10 protein-coding genes are annotated in these 19,200 nt (G+C 68.3%); 6 read left to right on the top strand and 4 right to left on the bottom strand.

The window, feature by feature from the left end; all coding sequences use genetic code 11:
* Nucleotides 1-154 precede the first annotated feature (154 nt).
* Nucleotides 155-9,445, bottom strand: a complete 9,291-nt coding sequence (locus GTP77_RS22220; RefSeq protein ID WP_161074338.1) for an SPM autocatalytic domain-containing protein — start codon at nucleotides 9,443-9,445, stop codon at nucleotides 155-157.
* A 176-nt stretch (nucleotides 9,446-9,621) separates the two neighbouring features.
* Between GTP77_RS22220 and nudC the strand changes: the two genes are divergently transcribed.
* The 3 genes from nudC to GTP77_RS22235 all read left to right on the top strand — a co-directional run bounded on the left by nudC (nucleotide 9,622) and on the right by GTP77_RS22235 (nucleotide 12,512).
* Nucleotides 9,622-10,449, top strand: coding sequence for an NAD(+) diphosphatase (nudC, locus tag GTP77_RS22225; protein ID WP_161074339.1), 828 nt, complete (start codon nucleotides 9,622-9,624; stop codon nucleotides 10,447-10,449).
* Between the two features lie 90 nt (nucleotides 10,450-10,539).
* Entirely contained in the window at nucleotides 10,540-11,109 is a 570-nt protein-coding gene (gene folE, locus GTP77_RS22230; RefSeq protein ID WP_161074340.1) for a GTP cyclohydrolase I FolE, read from the top strand.
* Nucleotides 11,110-11,114: 5 nt separating this feature from the next.
* A complete protein-coding gene (locus tag GTP77_RS22235; RefSeq protein ID WP_161074341.1) occupies nucleotides 11,115-12,512 on the top strand; it encodes a thioredoxin family protein in 1,398 nt (465 codons plus the stop codon).
* A gap of 134 nt (nucleotides 12,513-12,646) precedes the next feature.
* Here the strand turns inward: GTP77_RS22235 and GTP77_RS22240 are convergent, their stop codons facing one another.
* Complete coding sequence (locus GTP77_RS22240; RefSeq protein WP_161074342.1) at nucleotides 12,647-14,326, bottom strand: M20/M25/M40 family metallo-hydrolase; 1,680 nt, start codon at nucleotides 14,324-14,326, stop codon at nucleotides 12,647-12,649.
* A gap of 186 nt (nucleotides 14,327-14,512) precedes the next feature.
* Between GTP77_RS22240 and GTP77_RS22245 the strand changes: the two genes are divergently transcribed.
* Both GTP77_RS22245 and GTP77_RS22250 read left to right on the top strand, forming a co-directional pair.
* A complete protein-coding gene (locus GTP77_RS22245; RefSeq protein WP_161074343.1) occupies nucleotides 14,513-14,890 on the top strand; it encodes a DUF4148 domain-containing protein in 378 nt (125 codons plus the stop codon).
* A 128-nt stretch (nucleotides 14,891-15,018) separates the two neighbouring features.
* Complete coding sequence (locus GTP77_RS22250) at nucleotides 15,019-16,614, top strand: methyl-accepting chemotaxis protein (protein ID WP_161074344.1); 1,596 nt, start codon at nucleotides 15,019-15,021, stop codon at nucleotides 16,612-16,614.
* A gap of 46 nt (nucleotides 16,615-16,660) precedes the next feature.
* Here GTP77_RS22250 and GTP77_RS22255 read toward each other — a convergent pair whose 3' ends face one another.
* Nucleotides 16,661-17,575: a LysR family transcriptional regulator gene (locus tag GTP77_RS22255; RefSeq protein WP_161074345.1), complete on the bottom strand. Its 915-nt coding sequence runs from the start codon at nucleotides 17,573-17,575 to the stop codon at nucleotides 16,661-16,663.
* A gap of 130 nt (nucleotides 17,576-17,705) precedes the next feature.
* On the opposite strand from GTP77_RS22255, the gene GTP77_RS22260 reads away from it, so the two are divergent.
* Nucleotides 17,706-18,689 (top strand): zinc-dependent alcohol dehydrogenase family protein, encoded by a 984-nt coding sequence (locus tag GTP77_RS22260; RefSeq protein ID WP_161074346.1) that lies wholly within the window; start codon nucleotides 17,706-17,708, stop codon nucleotides 18,687-18,689.
* On the opposite strand, the gene GTP77_RS30370 is transcribed toward GTP77_RS22260, so the two are convergent.
* Entirely contained in the window at nucleotides 18,686-19,168 is a 483-nt protein-coding gene (locus GTP77_RS30370; RefSeq protein WP_223149383.1) for a hypothetical protein, read from the bottom strand. The two genes, GTP77_RS22260 and GTP77_RS30370, sit on opposite strands and share 4 nt — an antisense overlap.
* Nucleotides 19,169-19,200 lie beyond the last annotated feature (32 nt).

A 19,200-nucleotide genomic window follows, 5' to 3' on the forward strand; every position in this document is an offset into this window, starting at 1 on the left:
AGCCGCAGGGTATTCTAAACCAGAAGATGAGGGGTGGGGAGGGGCTAATTGCTTTAAAGGATGATAGTGTTGCCCGCCTGCTAGCCCGGGGGCGGGCATGAAAAAAGGGCCGGTCCCTGGCGGGGCCGGCCCTGGCTGCTGGCGGATTGGCGTATCAGCTCTTGCCGCCCGGCGCGGCCAGCCAGCCGTGCTGCTGGCTTTCCTTCCAGCGCGCGTCCGGACCGGACGGCGCCATCTGGCCGGCGGCGCCGTGGCCCGTGTACTGGCGCAGCGCGTCTGCCATGGCCTGGATGTTGTGCGGCAGGGCCTGCGCCGTCGCCGAGGCCGCACCCGAACCCGGCATGGCGGGCAGGGCAGGCTGGCCGGCGGCGGCAGCGCCGGCGGCGGCGTTGTAGCTGGCCATGATCTGCGTCAGGCTGCTGACCTGGCCGGCCAGGCCGCCCTTGGCGCGGAACCACACGTCGGCGGTGGCGTGTTCGCTGCCGTCGCTGCTGGTGTAGCTCGACGCCATGCCGAGGATGTTGCCGTTCTGCGTGGCGGCGCCCGCCTTGCCGGTGGTGCTGATGCTGGCGATGTGCAGGCTGTCCAGCGTCTTCAGCTCGTCCTGCTGGCTCACGCCGTCGGCATTGCCGTCCACCCACACGCGCAGCGCGCCGTAGGCCGCGTCGGCCGGGGTGATGGCGCCGTCGCCGTTGTCGTCCAGCTCGGCCAGCGCGGCATAGCCGTCCCTGGCCTTGCCGCCGCCCGCCAGGCGGGTGGCGTCGCCGAACAGCTCGCCGCCGTCGTTGATCACGCCGTCGTGGTTGCGGTCCAGGGCCAGCAGGCCGTCCCGCGCATTGACCCAGCCGGTGGCCACGGCCGTGCCGGCGGCGCGGATGTCGAACTGCACGCCGGCCGTGATGGCCAGCGTCTGCACGCCGTCGCCGTCCAGGTCCAGCACCAGCGGCGAGGCGATGAAGCCGCCCGCCATCTGCTGGTCGGTGGACATGGCGTTGATCTGGTCCACGCTGAACTGGTTCAGCTGGAAGGCGCTCATGGCGGCGATGTCGTTGGTTTCCAGCGCCATCACCTGGGTGGTGGTCAGCGTGGTCAGCGCCAGCGTGCTCAGCGCGGCGGCCTGGATGGTGGTGATGCCGGCCACTTGCGCCGTGCTCAGCGCCAGAACCTGGCTCGCTTTCAGCGCCTGCAGCTGGGCCGCCGTCAGCGCGTCGAGCTGGGCCAGCGGCAGCGCCGAGATCTGGCTGGTGGTGAAGGCCGCCACCTGGGCGCCGGTGAAGGCGGCCATTTGCAGGTCGTCCAAGGCGGCCAGCTGCTCGTTGCCCAGCGCGGTCACCTGGCTGATCTTCAGCGTGGACAGCTGGGCCGTGTTCAGGCCCGGCATTTGCGTATCGGCCAGGTAGCCCAGCTGGGCCACGCTCAGGTTGCTGATCTGCGAAGTGCTCATGGCCGACAGCTGCTCGGTGGTGAGCGCGCCGATATGGTCGATGGTCCACACCGCCAGCTGCGCGTTCTTCAGGGCCAGCACCTGCTGGGTTTCCAGCGCCGCCACCTGGGCGCCGCTGAAGGCCACGATCTGGGTGTTGGTCAGCGCCTGCAGCTGGGCCGAATTCAGGCTCACCAACTGGCTGTCCAGCAGCGCGCCTATCTGGTCCACGCTGAGCGAGGTGATCTGGCTCAGCTTGATGGCGGCGATCTGGTCCGGGCTCAGCGCCTGCAGCTGGCCGTTGGACAGCGCCGGCAGCTGGGCCGTGGTGAGGTAGCCGATCTGCAGCGTGCCCAGCGCGCCGATCTGCACGGTGTTCAGCGCGAACATCTGGTCGGCGGTGAGGGCGGCCAGCTGCAGGCTGCCCAGGGCCGGGATCTGGGTGGTGCTCAGCGCCGGAATCTGGGTCAGCGCCAGGCTGGTGATCTGCAGCGTGCTCAGCGCGGCGATCTGCGCCGTGCCCAGCCGCTGCAGCTGGTCGGTGGCCAGCGTGGACAGCGTGCCCAGGTCGATGGCGCGCACCTGCGCGCTGCTCAGCGCGTCGAGCTGGGTGGTGGTCAGCTCGGCCAGGTTGGCGGTGTCGAGCGAGGCGATTTGCAGCGTGCTCAGCGCGCGCACCTGCTGCGTGCCCAGGGCCGCCACTTGCACGCTGTTGAGCGCCAGGAACTGGTCGCTGTCGAGCTGCGCCACCTGGCGCGTGGTCAGCGCGGCCAGGTCGGCCGTCTCCAGCGCCGCCAGCTGGGCCGGCGTCAGGCTGTTGAGCTGGGCGCTGGTCAGCACGGCGGCCTGCGCGGTGGTCAGCGCGGCGATGTCGGCGGCGCTGAAGCCTTCGCTGAGCTGGATGGTGCTCAGCGAGGCCAGCGCCACGGTGTTCAGCGCGCTGACCTGGGTGGTGTCGAACAGGTCGATCTGCGCGGTGCTCAGGCCGCTCAGCTGCACACTGCCCAGCGTGGCGACCTGCAGGGTGTTGAGCGCGGCCAGCTGGCTGTCGAGCAGGCCGGCCACCTGGCTGCTGCGCAGCGCGGCGATGGCGCTGCTGCCCAGCGAAGCGAACTGCGCGGCGTCCAGGCCTTCGGTCAGCTGCGCCAGCGTCAGCGCGGCGATGGCCTGGGTGGACAGGGCCTGCAGCTGCGCCGTGTTCAGCGCGGCGATCTGCGCCGTGGCCAGGCCGGCCACCTGCGCCGTGGCCAGGCTGGCGATCTGGCCGCTGCCCAGCGCCGCCAGCTGCACGGCGTCCAGGTTCTGCAATTGCGTGCTGCTCAGCGCGGCCAGCGCGGCGGTGGACAGCGCCGCCACTTGCGTGCTGGCCAGGGCCTGCAGGAAATCGCTGCCCAGCGCGCCCAGTTGCAGCGTGCTCAGCGCGTTCAGGTCCGAGGTTTCAATGGCGGCCACCTGCAGCGCGCTCAGCGCGGCCAGCTGGCTGTCGGCCAGCGCGCGCACCTGGGCGGTGGTCAGCGCGGCGACCTGGTCGGTGCCCAGGCCGTCGGCCAATTGGCTGGTGGTGAGCTGGCTGATCAGCGCGGTGCTCAGCGCCGCCACCTGGCGCGTGGCCAGCGCCGCGATCTGGCTGCTGGCCAGGGCGGTGAACTGGCTGCTGCGCAGGGCGTTCAGGTCCGAGGTTTCCAGCGCGGCCATCTGGCTGTCGTCGAGCAGCGCGAGCTGCTCCAGGCTCAGGCTGGAGACCTGGGCCGTGCTCAGCGCGGCGATCTGGTCGCTGCCCAGCAGCGCCACCTGCTCGCTGGCCAGGGCGTTCAGCTGCAGCGTGGTCAGCTGCGCCACCTGGGCCGTGGCCAGGGCCAGGATGTTGTCGCTGGACAGGGCGGCGATCTGGTGCGTGCCCAGGGCGCGCAGGTCCGCGCTTTCCAGCGCGGCCACCTGCTCGCTCGACAGCGCGGCGATCTGGTCGGTGTCCAGCGCGGCCGCCTGCTCCGTGGTCAGCGCGGCGATCTGGCTGGTCAGCAGATAGGCCAGCTGGGCGCTGCCCAGGGCCAGCACCTGCGCCGTGCTCAGGCGCGCGAAGTCCACGGTTTCGAGCGCGGCCACCTGGTCGCTGGTGAGCAGGGTCAGCTGCTCCAGGCCCAGGTTGGCCACTTGCAGCGTGGTGAGGCCGGCGATTTGCGCGGTGGTCAGCGCTTGCAGCTGTTCGCTGGTCAGCGTGGCGATCTGGGCCGTGCCCAGGCGCGCCAGCTGCCAGGTGGTCAGCGCGGCGATCTGTTCGCTGCTCAGGCTGCTGGTCTGGCTGGTGCGCAGCGCGGCCAGGTCGGCCGTTTCCAGCAGGCGGATCTGGCTGGTGCTCAGCAGTTGCAGCTGGTCGGTGGCCAGCCCGGCCGCCTGCGCGGTGGTCAGCGCGGCCAGGTGGGCCGCGTCCAGCGCCAGGATCTGCTCGCTGGACAGGCCGTTCAGCTGGCTGCTCGACAGGGCCGCGAAATCGCGCGTTTCCAGCGCCAGCAGCTGGGTGGTGCTCAGCGACTGCAGCTGGTCGGTGGTGAACGCGCCCACTTGCGCCGTGGTCAGCGCCACGATCTGGGCCGTGTTGAAGGCGCCCATCTGGTCGGCCGCCAGGCCGGACAGCTGCGCCGTGCTCAGGCTCTGGATCTGGTAGGTGGTCAGCACGCTGATCAGGTTGCTGGTCAGCGCCATGTTGGGGCTGCTGCGCAGCGCCACCAGGTCGGCCGTTTCCATGGCGCTCAGCTGGTCGGTGCTGAGGGCCTGCAGCTGCTCGGTGGTCAGCGCGGCGGCTTGCGCCGTGGTCAGCGCCACGATCTGGTCGGTGGTCAGGGCGGCAATCTGGTCGCTGGCCAGCGCCACGATCTGGCTGGTTTTCAGCGCGGCGAAGTCCGCCGTTTCTATCGCCTGCACCTGGTCGCTGGCCAGGGCCTGCAGCTGGGCCGAGTTCAGGCCGGTGATCTGCGCGGTGGTCAGCGCTTCGATGCGGCTGGTGCTCAGCGTGGACAGCTGGGCCGTGGTCAGCGCGGCCACTTGCGGCGCGGTCAGGCTTTGCAGTTGATCGTCGCTCAGGGCGGCCAGCTGCGCGCTGCTCAGCACGGCGATCTGGCTGGTTTTCAGCGCGGCCAGGTCGGACGTTTCCAGCATGCGGATCTGGTCGCTGCTCAGCACCAGCAGCTGCGCGCTGCTCAGCGCGCCGGCCTGGGCCTGGGTCAGCGCGGCCAGCTGCACGCTGTTCAGCGCGGCAACCTGGTCGGTGGTCAGGGCGGCGATCTGGCTGGTTTTCAGCACGGCCTGGTCCTGGGTTTCCATGGCGGCCAGCTGGTCGCTGCTGAGGGCGGCGATCTGCGCGGCGCTCAGCGACAGCGCCTGCAGCGTGGTCAGCGCGGCGATCTGGCTGGTCAGCAGGGACTGCACTTGCGTGGTGCTGAGCACGGCCAGTTGCAGCGAGGTCAGCGATTGCAGCTGGCTGTCCTGCAGCGCGTTCAGCTGGGTGCTGCTCAGGCTGGCGATCTGGTTGGCGCGCAGTTGCAGCATGTCCACCGTTTCCAGCGCGCGGATCTGGTCCGTGCTCATGACGGCCAGCTGCGCCGTCGACAGGATGCCGATCTGCAAGCTGGTCAGCGCGGCCACCTGGGCCGTGCTCAGGGCGGCAATATGCTCGGTGGTCAGCGAAGCCATCGGCCCCACTTTGAGCGCGGCCAGGTCGGCCGTGTCCAGCGCGGCGATCTGGGCGGTCGACAGCACCGCCAGCTGGCTGCTGGTCAGCGAGCCGGCCTGCAGCGAGGTCAGGGCCTGGATATGGGCCGTGTCGAGCTGGGCGATCTGGGTGCTGCTCAGCACCGCCACCTGGGTGGCTTTCAGGCTGGCGAAGTCGTCCAGTTCCATGGCCGCCAGCTGCGTGCTGCTCAGGGTCAGGATCTGGCGCGTGGTCAGGCTGCCGACCTGCAAGGTGGTCAGCGCCACGATGTGCGCGCTGTTCAGGCCGGCCAGCTGCTCGCTGCCCAGGGCCGCCACTTGCGGCGCTTTCAGGGCCTGCACCTGCACCGTGTCGAGCGCGGCGATCTGCACGCTGGACAGGGCCGCGATCTGCACGGTCTTCAGCGCGCCCAGGTCTTCGCTTTCCAGCGCGGCGATCTGGCTGGTGAGCAGGGCAGCCAGCTGGCGCGTGGTCAGCGAGGACGCTTGCGCGGTGGTCAGCGCGGCCAGGTGGACGCTGTCGAGCGAGGCCATCTGTTCGGTGGTCAGCGCGGCGATCTGGGTCACTTTCAGGCGCGCGAAGTCGGCCGTCGCCAGCGCGGCGATCTGGGCCGTGGTCAGCGCCGCGATCTGGGCCGTGGTGAAGGCGCCCAGCTGCGAGGTGTTCAGGCCGGCCAGCTGGGACGAGCCGAGGGCGGCCAATTGGGCGCCGCTCAGGCCGGCCAGTTGCAGCGAGGTCAGCGCGGCCAGCTGGGTGCTGCTCAGCGCCACCAGCTGGGTGGTCGACAGGCCGGCGAGCTGCGCGGTGCGCAGCGCGGCCAGGTCGCCGGTTTCCAGCGCCAGGATCTGGTCGGTGGACAGCGCCGCCAGTTGCGCGGTGCTCAGCGCGGCGGCCTGCACGGTGGTCAGCGCGGCGATCTGGTCGGTGCTCAGCAGGGCGGCCTGGGCCGTGGTCAGGGCCAGCAGCTGGGCGGTTTTCAGGCTGGCGAAATCTTCGGTTTCCAGCGCGGCCAGCTGGTCGCTGCCGAGGGCGGCGATTTGCGCGCTGCGCAGATTGGACGCTTGCAGCGTGCTCAGCGCGGCGATCTGCCTGCTGTCGAAGGCGCCCAGCTGCGCCGTGCTCAGGGCGGCCAGCTGCTGGGTGCCCAGCGCGCGCACTTGCTGGGTGTTCAGCACGGCCAGGCTGTCGTTGCCCAGCGCGGCGATCTGATGGGTCTTGAGCGCGGCCAGGTCATTGCTTTCCAGCGCGGCCGCTTGCACTGTGCTCAGCGCGGCTACTTGCTGGGTGGTCAGCGCGCCGGCCTGCAACGTGGTCAGCGCGGCGATCAGGACGGTGTTCAGCGCGGCCAGCTGGACGCTGCCCAGGGCGGCGATCTGCTGGGTTTTCAGGCTGGCCAGGTCCTGCGTTTCCAGCGCGTTCAGCTGGTCGCTGGTGAGCGCCGCCAGCTGGCGGGTGCCCAGGGTGGAGGCCTGCAAGGTGGTCAGCGCCACGATCTGGTCGCTGCCCAGCGCCTGCACCTGCTGCGAAGTGAGCGCGCCCAGCTGCAGCGAGCCCAGGGCCTGCAATTGCACATTGTTGAGCGCGGCCAGCGCGGCGGTGGACAGGCTGGCGATCTGCTGGGTTTTCAGCGCGGCCAGGTCGCTGCTCTCCAGCGCTGCGGCCTGGTCGGTCGAGAGGGTGGCGATCTGCTGCGTGCCCAGTCCGGCGGCCTGGGCCGTGGTCAGCCCGGCGATCTGGTGCGTGCCCAGCGTGGCCACTTGCGTGCTGGTGAGCGCGGCCAGCTGGCTGGTTTTCATCAGCGCCAGCGTGGCGCTGGACAGCGCGGCCAGTTGCGTGCTCAGCAGGGCGGCGACTTGCTGCGTGGTCAGCGCGGCGGCCTGGTGGCTGCGCAGGCCGGCCACCTGGTCGGTGGTCAGCGCCTGCACTTGCGCCACGCTCAGCTGGACGATCTGGGTGGTGCTCATGGCGCCCAGCTGCGAGGTGTTCAGGTTGCCGATGGCGCCGGTGTTGAGCGCGGCCAGCTGGTGGGTTTTCAGCGCGGCGAAGTCGGCGCTTTCCATGGCGGCCAGCTGCGTGGTGCTGAGCGCGCGCAGCTGCGCCGTGGTCAGCGCGGCGGCCTGGGCGGTGGTCAGCGCGGCGATCAGCTCGGTCGACAGCGCGGCCATCTGGGCCGTGGTGAAGGCGGCGATCTGCGCGGTTTTCAGGGCGGCCCAGTCGCGCGTTTCCAGCGCGTTGACGTGGCCGGTGTCGAGCGCGGCCAGCTGGCGCGTGCTCAGCGCGCCGGCCTGCAAGGTGGTCAGCGCGGCCACCTGCACGCTGTCGAGCGCGTTCAGCTGGGCGCTGGTCAGCGCGCCTATCTGCAGGGAGTTGATCAGCACCAGCTGGGACGTGCCCATGGCGGCGATATTGTCGGTGGACAGGGCGGCGATCTGCTGCGTTTTCAGCGCGGCCAGCTCGGCGCTGTTGAAGGCGCTCAGCTGGGCGCTGTCGAGCGCGCCCAGCTGCAGCGAGGTCAGCGCGCCGACCTGCAAGGTGGTCAGCGTGGACAGCAGCGTGCTGCCCAGCGCGGCGATCTGGGCCGTGTTCAGGGCCGCGATCTGGCTGGTTTTCAGGCTGCGCCAGTCCGACGTTTCCAGCGCATTCAGCTGGTCCGAGGACAGCGCCAGCAGCTGCTGGGTGGTCAGCGCGCCGGCCTGGGCGCTGTTCAGCGCAATGATGAGGTCGGTCGACAGGGCGGCAATCTGCACGGTATTGAACGCGGCGATCTGCAGCGAGTGCATCTGGGTCCAGTCGCGCGTTTCCAGGGCGTTCAGCTGCACGGTGCTGAGCGCGCCCAGCTGGCGCGTGGTCAGGCCGCGCGCCTGCATGCTGCTGAGCGCCACGATCTGGTCGGTGCCCAGCGCCTGCACCTGCGTGCTGCTCAGCGCCGCCACCTGCACGCTGGCCAGCGCCGCCAGCTGGGCGTCGCTCAGCGCGGCGATGGCGGCGGTGTTGAAGGCGGCCAGCTGCTGCGTCTTCAGCGCGGCCAGGGTGGAAGTGGACAGCGCGGCGGCCTGCCAGCTGTTCAGGGCCAGCAACTGGCGCGTATCCAGCCCGCCCAGCTGCACGGTCTTCAGCGCGGCCAGCAGCTGGGTGTCCAGCGATGCCACCTGGGCTGTGCTCAGGGCTGCCAGCTGGGTCGATTTCAGGGCGGCGAAGTCCGCCGTCTCGAATGCCGCCAATTGCGTGCTCAGCAGCGCGGCGATCTGGCGCGTGGCCAGCGAGGACGCTTGCGCCGTGCTCAGCGCGGCCAGTTGCATGCTATTGAGCGCGCGCACCTGGGTGGTGGTCAGCGCCGCCAGTTGCAGGCTGTTCAGCTGCGCCAGCTGGCGCGTGTCGAGCGCGTCGATGGCGGCCGTGTTCAGCACCGCCACCTGGGCGGTTTTCAGCGCGCCGAAGCCGGCCGTGCTGAGCGCGGCCAACTGGTCGGAATTGAGTATGGCAACTTGCTGGGTGGACAGGGAGCCGGTCTGCAGGGTGGTCAGCGCGGCCAGCTGGGTGCTGCTGAATGCGCCCAGCTGGGCGCTGCTGAAGGCGTTCAGCTGCGCGCTGGTGAGTGCGGCCACGTCGGTGGTCTGCAGGGCGGCGATGCGGCTGGTCGACAGCGCCGACAGCAGCGCGGTCGACAGCGCCGCGGTCTGGGCGGTGGAGAGCGCGGCCAGGTGGGCGTCGTCCAGCGCATTGGCTTGCTGCGCGTTGAGCGCATTGAGCTGCTGCGAGGTCAGCGCCGCGAAGTCGTTCGTTTCCAGCGCGTTGAGCTGGGTGCTGGTGAAGGCGTTCAGCTGGCGCGTGGTGAAGGCGGCGGCCTGGGCAGTGGTGAGGGCGGCGAACTGGCTGCTGTCGAGCGCGGCCAGCTGGGCCGTGTTCAGCACCGCGATCTGCAGGCCTTTGAGCGCGGCGATGTCGCCGGTTTCCAGGCTGGAGAACTGGGCTGCGCTGAGCGCGCCCACCTGCTGCGTGGTCAGCGCGGCCAGCTGGGCCGTGTTCAGGCCGTCCACCAGCTGGGTGGTGCTCAGGCCGGCCAGCTGGCTGCTGGAGAAGGCCTGGATCTGCAGGGTGGAGATGCCGCCCAGCTGCCCGGTGTTGATGGCGCTGATGGTGGCGTTGGGCAGGACGCGCAGCTGGATGGCGGTCAATGCCCTCAATTGCGTGGTGCTGAGCGCCTGCAGTTGCTCCGTGGTGAGGACGAGCATATCCGACGTCGCCAGCAAGGCGATCTGGGCCGTCGACAGCGAGGCAACTTGGGTGGTGCTTAAACCGAGTAATATTGAGGGCATTTTAAAATCTCTCCTGGCAGCAATATATCTTAACCGCAATTGCGCCGTATTTGAGAACTGGTAGGTAAAAGTAGTTTAAATCTTGGTCTGGAAACAATGACTTAGCGTGCATCTATTAACAAAATTCATAGACACCGGATTATGATTTTTTAATAAAGCCCAGGAACGTAGCCATAATGATAAAAACGCCCGCCGCATTTTCCCCCGCGATTATTCCGCAAACCCATCCCGATCCGCTCACCTTCGTGTTCCAGGGCGGCTCGCTCCTGCTGGCCGACGGCAGCCTGGCCCTGCCGGACGCCGCCGCGCTGGCTGAATCCGGCCTGCACCTGCCGCCCGAGCGCATCCATCCGCTCGGCATGTGGAATGACCGCTATTATCAGCTAGCTTGGGTTGAAAGTGATGCTGTAGCGCAACAAAATTATACCTGGCATGGCTTGCGCAGCCTGTTTGGGACGCTGGACGACGAATTCATGGGCCTGGCCGGGCGCGCCTGCCAGCTGGCCGAATGGGCGCGCACCCACCGCTACTGCGGCGCCTGCGCAACGCCGATGAAGCTGGCCAGCAATGACCGCAGCTTCCGCTGCCCGGCTTGCAATATGACAGCCTACCCCCGCATTTCCCCCGCCATGATGGTGCTGATACGCAAGGGCGCCAGCGTGCTGCTGGCCATGCACGTGCAGTCGCCGTACAAGCGCTACACGGCGCTGGCCGGCTTCCTGGAGGCCGGCGAATCGGTCGAGGACGCCATCCACCGCGAGGTGTACGAGGAGGTCGGCCTGCGGGTGCACAATCTGCGCTACTTCGGCAGCCAGTCCTGGCCCTTCCCGCACTCGCTGATGCTGGCCTACACGGCGGACTACCTGGACGGCGAGATCCGCGTGGACACGGAGGAAATCGCCGAGGCGCGCTGGTTCGGGCCGGACGACGACTGGCCGGAGCGGCCCATCACGGTGTCGATCGCGGCCGAGTTGCTGGCCGCCCACCGGCCGCCGGGAAAATAGCCGCCGGCGGGGGCAAAAGCCGGGCCGCGTCAGGTGGGCCGCCGGGGTTTTCTATATACTGACGCCAATCGCATTTTTTATGGCTACATCATGACCAAAGAAGCAGCATTTTCCGAAAACGACTGGCGCCGCCTGCTGGAAAGCCTGGGCGAAGATCCCGACCGTCCCGGCCTGCACGAAACCCCGCACCGCGTCGCCAAGGCGTGGAAACACTGGACCTCCGGCTACGCCCAGGACCCGGTCGAGCTGCTCAAGGTGTTCGAGGACGGCGCCGAGCAGTACAACGAGCTGATCGTGGTGCGCGGCATCCCGGTCTACAGCCACTGCGAACACCACCTGGCGCCGTTCTTCGGCAAGGCCACCATCGGTTACGTGCCTAACGGCAAGATCGTCGGCCTGTCCAAGCTGACCCGCCTGGTCGACTGCTTCGCCAAGCGCCTGCAGGTGCAGGAGCGCCTGACGCAGCAGATCGCCAATGCGCTGATGGATGCGCTGGAGCCGAAGGCCGTGGGCGTGGTGGTGCGCTGCCGCCACCTGTGCATGGAAAGCCGCGGCATCCGCACGCCGGGCGAGGAAACCATCACCTCGTCCATGCTGGGCGAGCTGCAGCCCAACCTGGCGCTGCGCACCGAATTCCTGGCCCTGGCCCGCGAGCCCTGACCATCATGGCGACGGCGATCGAATGGCAAAGCGGCGACCTGGGCGCTGCGTTCGGGCTGGCGGCCTCGGTGGGCCGTCCTGTGTTCCTGTACTGGGGTGCCGGCTGGTGCCCGCCGTGCAACCGGGTCAAGGCTGACATTTTCAGCTTGCCCGAGTTCGCGCAGCGCATGCGCAACCTGCTGCCGTTCTGGCTGGACGGCGACGCGCCCGGCGCGCAAGCGCTGGCCGCGCAATACAAGCTGCGCAGCTACCCCACGCTGGTGCTATACGCGCCGGACGGACGCGAGATCACCCGTTTGCCGTGCGAGCTGGACGGCGAAACCTTTATCTCCGCGCTGGACCTGGCGCTGGACGCCGGCCACACCGCCGCCGAATCGCTGCAGGCCGCCCTGGGCGGCACGCGGCCGCTGGCGGAACAGGAGTGGGCGCTGCTCAGCCTGTATTCCTGGGACACCGATGAAGGCCAGCTGCTGCCCGCCGCCGAGCAGCCTGCCGCGCTGGCGCGCCTGGCCGAAGCCTGCCCGGCGGGCGACGCTGCCGCGCGCCTGCACCTGCATGCGCAAGTGGCCGCCGCCGGCCGCATTCCCGGCCAGACGCAGGCCGGCAACGCCGCCGCCAGCGCGGCGCAGGCCGCAGCGGTGATCGCCGCCGCCGCCGACCGCCTGCTGCGCGTGCTGGGCGACACGCGCCTGGCGCGCGCCAATATGGATTTGATCGTCAACCACGGCGTGAACCTGGTGAAATGGTCGGGCGCAAGGCAGGGCGAGCTGGTGCAGGCGCTGGACAAGGCCGCACGCGAATTCGCCGCCGACGACTGGCTGCCGCTGGGCGACCGCCTGGTGGCCGTGCGCCTGCGCATGCGCCTGGTGCGCCTGGGCGGCCCGTCCGAAGGCGTGGCCGAGCTGGTGCGCAGCACGGTGGCCGCCTCGCTGGCCGAAGTGACGGAGCCGTATGCCCGCCACAGCCTGGTCAACACGGCCGTGAGCGCGCTGAACGACGCCGGTTTTGCCGCCGAGGCCGAAGCGCTGCTGCAGGCCACGCTGGCCGGTTCGCATTCGCCCTACTACTTCATGCTGAGCCTGGCTGCGGCGGCGCGCCGCCGCAATGACATCCCCGGCACGCTGGGCTGGTACGAGCAGGCGTGGCATGCCGCCGTGGGCAGCGCCACCCGGCTGCAATGGGGCGCCACCTACCTGGTGAGCGTGATCGACATGACGCCGGAAGACCAGCCGCGCATTGAAGCGGCCGCGCAAGGAATCGCGCGCGACATCTCGGCTGCCAGCGACGCCTACCAGCAGCGCAACCGCACGCAGCTGCAGCGCCTGGCCGGCAAGCTGGCCATGCTGACGGTGCCCGGCCCGCACGCGGGCGCCTTGCAGCGTTTGCTCACCGCCAATCTGTGATGGCGGCTCCGGCGGGTTACGCGCCAGGGCGCTAACCCGCCCTGCGGCATTGCTGGAATTGCTGGAATTGCTGGTATTGCGTAGGGCGGGTTAGCGGCATCGCCGCGTAACCCGCCGGCGCCGCCGCGAACGCATTATTTGGCCACGGCCTCCCGCGCGGATTTGAACTCCGCGCCCGGCTTCCATTGCGGCGGCGCCGGGTCCTGCGCGGCGCGCAGGCCCACCTCGAACAGCAGCTCGGCGTCCTGCACCGCGCCGCTCATGTCCCAGCCCGGCTGCACCACGTCCGTCACCTTGTGGTAGTCGTGCGCCGTGTAGGCGTCCAGCGTGGCGGCGGCGTAGCCGGGCGGCTTGCCGATGAAGTCGCGCCCGCCGTGCGTGTAGACCACCGGCACGCCCAGCTTGGCAAACTCCAGCTGGTCGCTGCGGTAGAACGCCCCCATTTCAGGATTGCCCTCCGGCCGCACCACGCGCCCCTGCGACTTGGCCACGGCCGCCACCAGGTCGTCCGCGGTGGATTTGCCGTGCCCGGTCAGCTCGATGTCGCGCGTTTTGCCCCACAGGTTCAAGCCGTCCAGATTGATGTCCAGCACAGTCTTGGCGGCCGGATACAGCGGATGGCGCGCGTAGTACTGCGCGCCCAGCAGGCCGCGCTCCTCGCCCGTGGTCAGCAGGAACAGTATGCTGCGCCGGGGCGGCTGCGGCAGCGCCTTGAAGGCGCGCGCCAGTTCCAGCAGCGCCGCCACGCCGGATGCGTTGTCCTGCGCGCCGTGGAAAATCTGCTTGCTGCGCGGCCCGGGCAGCGATTCGTCGACGCCGAAATGGTCCCAGTGCGCGCTGTAGACCACCACTTCGTCCTTGAGCTTGGGGTCCGAGCCTTCGATCTTCGCCACCACATTATTCGACGGCATCTCGTTCCACGCGTTGAGTACGGTGGCGCTGATGGTGGCGCCCAGCGGCACCGGCTTGAAGTCGCGCGAGAGCGCGGCTTTTTTCAGCGCGTCGAAGTCCTGCCCGGCGGCCTGGAACAGCTCCTTGGCGCGGTCCAGGTGCAGCCAGCCGGCCACGCCGGGGTAGCCCGCCGGGCCGTTCTTGGCTTGCTTGAGGCCGTAGCTGCCCCGGCCCCAGCTGTTGCGTACCACGTCGTAGGGATAGCCGGCCTGGCGCGTCTCGTGCACGATGAGCGCGCCGGCAGCGCCCAGGCGCTCGGCGGTTTCAAACTTGTAGCTCCAGCGGCCGTAGTAGCTGGTGACGGCGCCGGCGAACTGCGCCGGGTCCAGCCGCGACGGGCGTTTCGGGTCCGGCAGCGGCGGGTCGTTGATCAGCATGACCAGCGTTTTCCCGTGCAGGTCCATGCCCTTGTAGTCGTCCCATTTGTATTCCGGCGCCTGCACGCCGTAGCCGACGAACACCAGCTCGGAATTGGCCAGGCTCACCTTGCGCTCGGTGCGCGCGGTCCAGGCCACGTAGTCGCCCGGGAAGTTCAGCGGCGCCGGCTTGCCGGCGGCGGTGTAGACCAGGGTGGGCGAGGGCTGCACATACACCAGCGGCACTTTCTGCAGATAGCTGCCGTCCGGGTTGCCCGGCGCCACGCCGATTTTCTTGAACTCGTCCTGCAGGTAGGCAAGGGTGGCGGTTTCGCCCTTGCTGGCTGGTGCGCGGCCTTCGAACTCGTCCGACGCCAGCGCCTTGATGTGGCGCAGCATGCTGGCGCCGTCGATCTTGCGTTGCGGCTGTGCTTGCGGCGCTGGCTGCGGGGCGGCGGCGGCCGTTCCGGAGAGCAGCGCGAACGCCAGGCTGGACATTTTTTTCATGAGGACAGTTGCGGAAAACTTAATCCCGACATTGTGTCATAACAAGTCCGATTGCATCACTTTCCAGAGGCGGCACTATCATAAATCGGAAAAGCGGATAGGTTTGAACAGATAATTGCGCTTTTTTATCGTCAAATTAAATCATAAGATGACTCCATCGAAACGCAACTCTCTAGGAGAAACATCATGAACGCCAAACAACTTATCGCTTCCGTTTCCCTGCTGCTGGCCGCCGGCGCCGCCTTTGCCGAACCAGCCGAACTGAACTTCCCAAAACTGAACGCCGCCCAGAAAACCGAACTCAGCCGCGAAGCGGTCAAGGCTGAAGTCATCCGCGCCCGCAACGCCGGCGAACTGGAGCTGACCGAAGTGACCTACCCGCCGCTGGTCAACACCAGCTCCACGCTGACCCGTGAACAAGTGAAGGCCGACGTGCTGGCCGCCCGCGCAAACGGCGAGCTGGACCTGAACGAAGTGAACTACCCATCGTTCTTCGACGGCCGCGTGCAGCGCCCTGCCCAGACCCTGACTGCTTCGGCAAAACGCAGCGCCGCCGCCCAATAATCCAGCCGGGTCAGATTTGCGCAACACCCCGGCCTGCGAGGCCGGGGCCGCGCTATCAATTAAGTAGTTTTCCTGCCGGCATTCGGAGTATTCTTGTTTTACAAGAACATTTCGTGGAGACGGCAGTGATGAATCTTTCTTTCCGCCAGAAGCTGTGGGTGCCCCTGATCTGCAGCCTCGTCTGTATCACCGCCATATTCCTGCATGACGCGGTCCAGCTGCGCAACACCCGCATCGAGGAGCGCATGGCCGACCTGGCCAATCTGGATGACATGGGCATGAGCGTGCTCAAGCTGTACGGCGAGAAGGCGCAGTCCGGCGCCATGAGCAAGGAAGACGCCCAGAAGCAGGCGATGGCCATCATCAAGACCCTGCGCTACGGCAAGGATGGCTACCTGTCCCTGACCAGCAATGCCGGCGTCACCATCATGCACCCCATCAAGCCTGAGAACGACGGCAAGAACATGATGGACTTCAAGGATCCCAAGGGTACCTACCTCTACCGCGACATCGTGGCCGTGGCCAACAGCCCGGCCGGCACCGGCTTCGTCAAATACTGGTGGCCGCGCCCCGGCGCCAAGGAAGCCGTGCCCAAGCTGAGCCACGTCATCAGCTACAAGCCGTGGGAATGGAACCTCATCACCGGCGTCTACATGGACGATATCGACGATGCTTTCCAGGCCAATCTGCTCAAATCCGGCGGCGTGCTGCTGGCGGTGTGCCTGATACTGGCCGGCATCGTCAGCTATATCAACCGCAGCCTGCGCCACACCATAGGCGGCGAGCCGGAATACGCGGCCGAAGTGGCGGCGCGCATCGCCAACGGCGACCTGAGCGTCACCGTCGACACCAGCCCGAACGACAGCAGCAGCGTGTTGCATGGCATGAAGGCGATGCAGGCCAGCCTGGCCTCCACCATAGGCGAGATCCGCCGCAGCGCGGACACCATCGCCACCGCCTCGTCGGAAATCGCCAGCGGCAATATGGATTTGTCGGCGCGCACCGAGTCGCAGGCCAGTTCGCTGGAGGAAACCGCCGCCTCCATGGAGCAGCTCACCACCACCGTCAGCCACAACGCCGACAACGCGGCCGAAGCGAACAAGCTGGCCAAGGCCGCATCGCAGGTGGCGCAGCAGGGCGGCGCCGTGGTGTCGCAGGTGGTGCAGACCATGGACACCATCAACAGCTCGGCCACGCGGATTGTGGACATCATCAGCGTGATCGACGGCATCGCCTTCCAGACCAATATCCTGGCCCTGAACGCGGCGGTGGAAGCGGCGCGCGCCGGGGAGCAGGGACGCGGGTTCGCGGTGGTGGCGAGCGAGGTGCGCAACCTGGCGCAGCGCTCCGCCTCGGCCGCCAAGGAGATCAAGGAGTTGATCAACGATTCGGTGGGCAGCATCGAGGCCGGCAGCGCGCTGGTGGCCAAGGCCGGCGCCACCATGGACGACGTGGTGGGCAGCGTAGCCAAAGTGACCCACATCATGGGCGCGATCACGGCCGCCACGGGCGAGCAGAGCACCGGCATCGGCCATGTGAACCAGGCCATTACCGAGATGGATTCGGTGACCCAGCAGAACGCGGCGCTGGTGGAGCAGGCAGCGGCGGCGGCGGGGGCCATGCAGGAGCAGGCGGCCAACCTGGCGGCGCTGGTGTGCCGCTTCCGGCTCACGGCGCAGGAAACGGGTGTGCCAAAGATGGCGGGTTACGCGCTCACGCGCTAACCCGCCCTACGAAATAACAGAATGTCTCGTGGCCGCGTAGGGCGGGTTAGCGCGCCGCGCGTAACCCGCCATGCTCCGCAAACAGCTCCGCCACGAAGTCCACAAACGCCTTCACCTTGGCGGCGCGCTGGTGCTTGTGCTGGTACAGCACCGACACGTCCGGCCCCGCCGCCTGCCAGTCCTGCAGCAGCGGCACCAGCGCGCCGCTGCGCAGCGGCTCCCGCAGCGACACCGACATATGCTGGACGATGCCCGCGCCGGCTTCGGCGGCCGCGATCAGCGCCTCCACATGGTCCATCGCCACCTTGCCCTGCGGCGTGAAACTGAAAGCCTCGCCCTCATGCTGGAAGCGCCAGGCGCGCACCTGGCGCGACTTCGGATACAGGAAATTCAGGCAGGCGAAATCCCCCAGCTGCTCCGGCGCCTGCGGCATGCCGTGCCGCTCGATAAAGCCCGGCGAAGCGCAGGTGATGTACTGCGTGCCGCATAGCGTGCGCGCCACCAGCTGCGAGTCCGGCAGCTCGCCTATGCGCAGCAGCACGTCCACGCCTTCCTCGACCATGTCTATCATGCGGTCTCCGGCAGTCATCTTCAGGGTGATGTCCGGGTAGCGCGCCATGAAACGGGGCAGCGCGGGCGCCACGAACCGCCGTGCCAGGATGCCCGGCATGTCCACCCGCAGCACGCCGCGCGGCTGCTGCGCGGACTCCTGCAGGCTGTCTTCCAGCTCGCCCATGTCCGCCAGCAGGCGCAGCGCGTAGGCGTGGCACTGCCGGCCCTCGCCGGTGAGCGACATGCTGCGCGTGGTGCGGTTCAGCAGCTTCACGCCGAAGTGCGCCTCCAGCGCCGCCACCTGGTTGGTGACGGAGGAGGTGGAGATGCCCAGCTTGTCCGCCGCGCGGCTGAAACCGCCGGTTTCCACCACGGTGCAAAACACCTTCATTGCATCCAGCCGGTCCATGTCCCCTCCTGTCGTTTGGTCTCTGTTTATCCCGATTGTCCACGATTTCGAAATACTGCATGGAGCGCCGCCCGGTTTTTCCCGCGCCCGTCTTTCCCTACACTGCTTTCATCAACCACAGGAGAACACCATGCAAGCAATGATATCGAAACAGGCAGGCGCGCCGCTGGCGCTGGAAGACATCGCCATGCCGGTGCCGGGCGCCGGCCAGGTGCTGGTACGCATCGCCGCCAGCGGCGTCAATCCGCTGGACCTGAAGATCGCCGCCGGCCAGGCCGCGCATGCGCACATGCCTTTGCCGGCGGTGCTGGGCATCGACATGGCGGGCGTGGTGCAGGCTGTGGGCGAGGGCGTCGCCGCTTTCCGTCCGGGCGACCAGGTGTTCGGCATGACCGGCGGCGTGGGTGGCGTGCAGGGCTCGCTGGCGCAATTCGCGGCGGTGGATGCGGACCTGCTGGCGCTCAAGCCGCGCCAGGCCACGCTGCGCGAGGCGGCTGCGCTGCCGCTGGTGTTCATCACCGCCTGGGAGGGGCTGGTGGACCGGGCGCGGCTACGCGCTGGCCAGAAAGTGCTGGTGCATGGCGGCGCAGGCGGCGTGGGCCACGTGGCGGTGCAGATCGCGCGCGCTTTCGGCGCCGAGGTGTATGCCACCGGCAGTGCAGGCCAGCGCTCGGTGATAGAAGGCTACGGCGCCACCTTTATCGACTACCGCACCGAATCGGTGGCGGACTACGTGCAGCAGTACACTGGCGGGGAGGGCTTCGACATCGTGTACGACACGGTGGGCGGCGCCACGCTGGACGCGTCCTTCGCTGCGGCGCGCCTGTACGGCGGCCATGTGGTGAGCTGCCTGGGCTGGGGCACGCATGCGCTGGCGCCGCTGTCCTTCAGGGCGGCCACGTACTCGGGCGTGTTCACCCTGCTGCCGCTGTTGTCCGGCAAGGGCCGGGCGCAGCATGGCGCGATCCTGCGCGAGGCCGCGCGGCTGGTGGATGAAGGGAAGGTGCGTGTGCAGCTCGATCCTGCGCGCTACGCGCTGGCGGAAGTCAATGCCGCCCATGCCGCGCTGTCCGGCGGCACGGCGCGCGGCAAAGTGGTGATCGACGTGGTCTAGTTGGCGGGGGCGGGCGCCGGAGCGGGAGCTTGCGGCGCCGCAGGCGCTGCCGGCGCCGGGGCCGGTGCGGCGACAGCCGGCTCGAACACCAGTTTATTGTCCACCACCTTGAATTCGCCCACCTTGGTGCCGGTGGCCGGGCCATTCTCGCTCACCAGGGCGCAATTCTGGGTCTCCACCTGCCACACCTGGTCGCCGGAGCGCAGGCTCCAGAAATTGTCGGGCGAGGAAAATACCTCCACGTCCACCTCGTCCAGCAGCATTTCGCCCATGGGAATCTGGCGCTGGCAATCCGGCATGCGCGTCGCAACCAGGGTCAGGCGCACATTGTCGTTCCAGAAGTAGTCCTGCTCGCGCCGCAGCGACAGCGTATGGCTGTTGTTGGCACCTTCCACATAATAAGTGGCGCTGTCCCGCGCGCAGCCGGTCAGCAGCAAGGGAAGCAGCAAGGGAGGCAGGACGGTGAGGATCTTGCGCATGGCGTCTCTTTCGAATAGGGTGAAACCATTAT

It is taken from the genome of Pseudoduganella aquatica, assembly GCF_009857595.1.
Classification (GTDB): domain Bacteria; phylum Pseudomonadota; class Gammaproteobacteria; order Burkholderiales; family Burkholderiaceae_D; genus Rugamonas; species Rugamonas aquatica_A.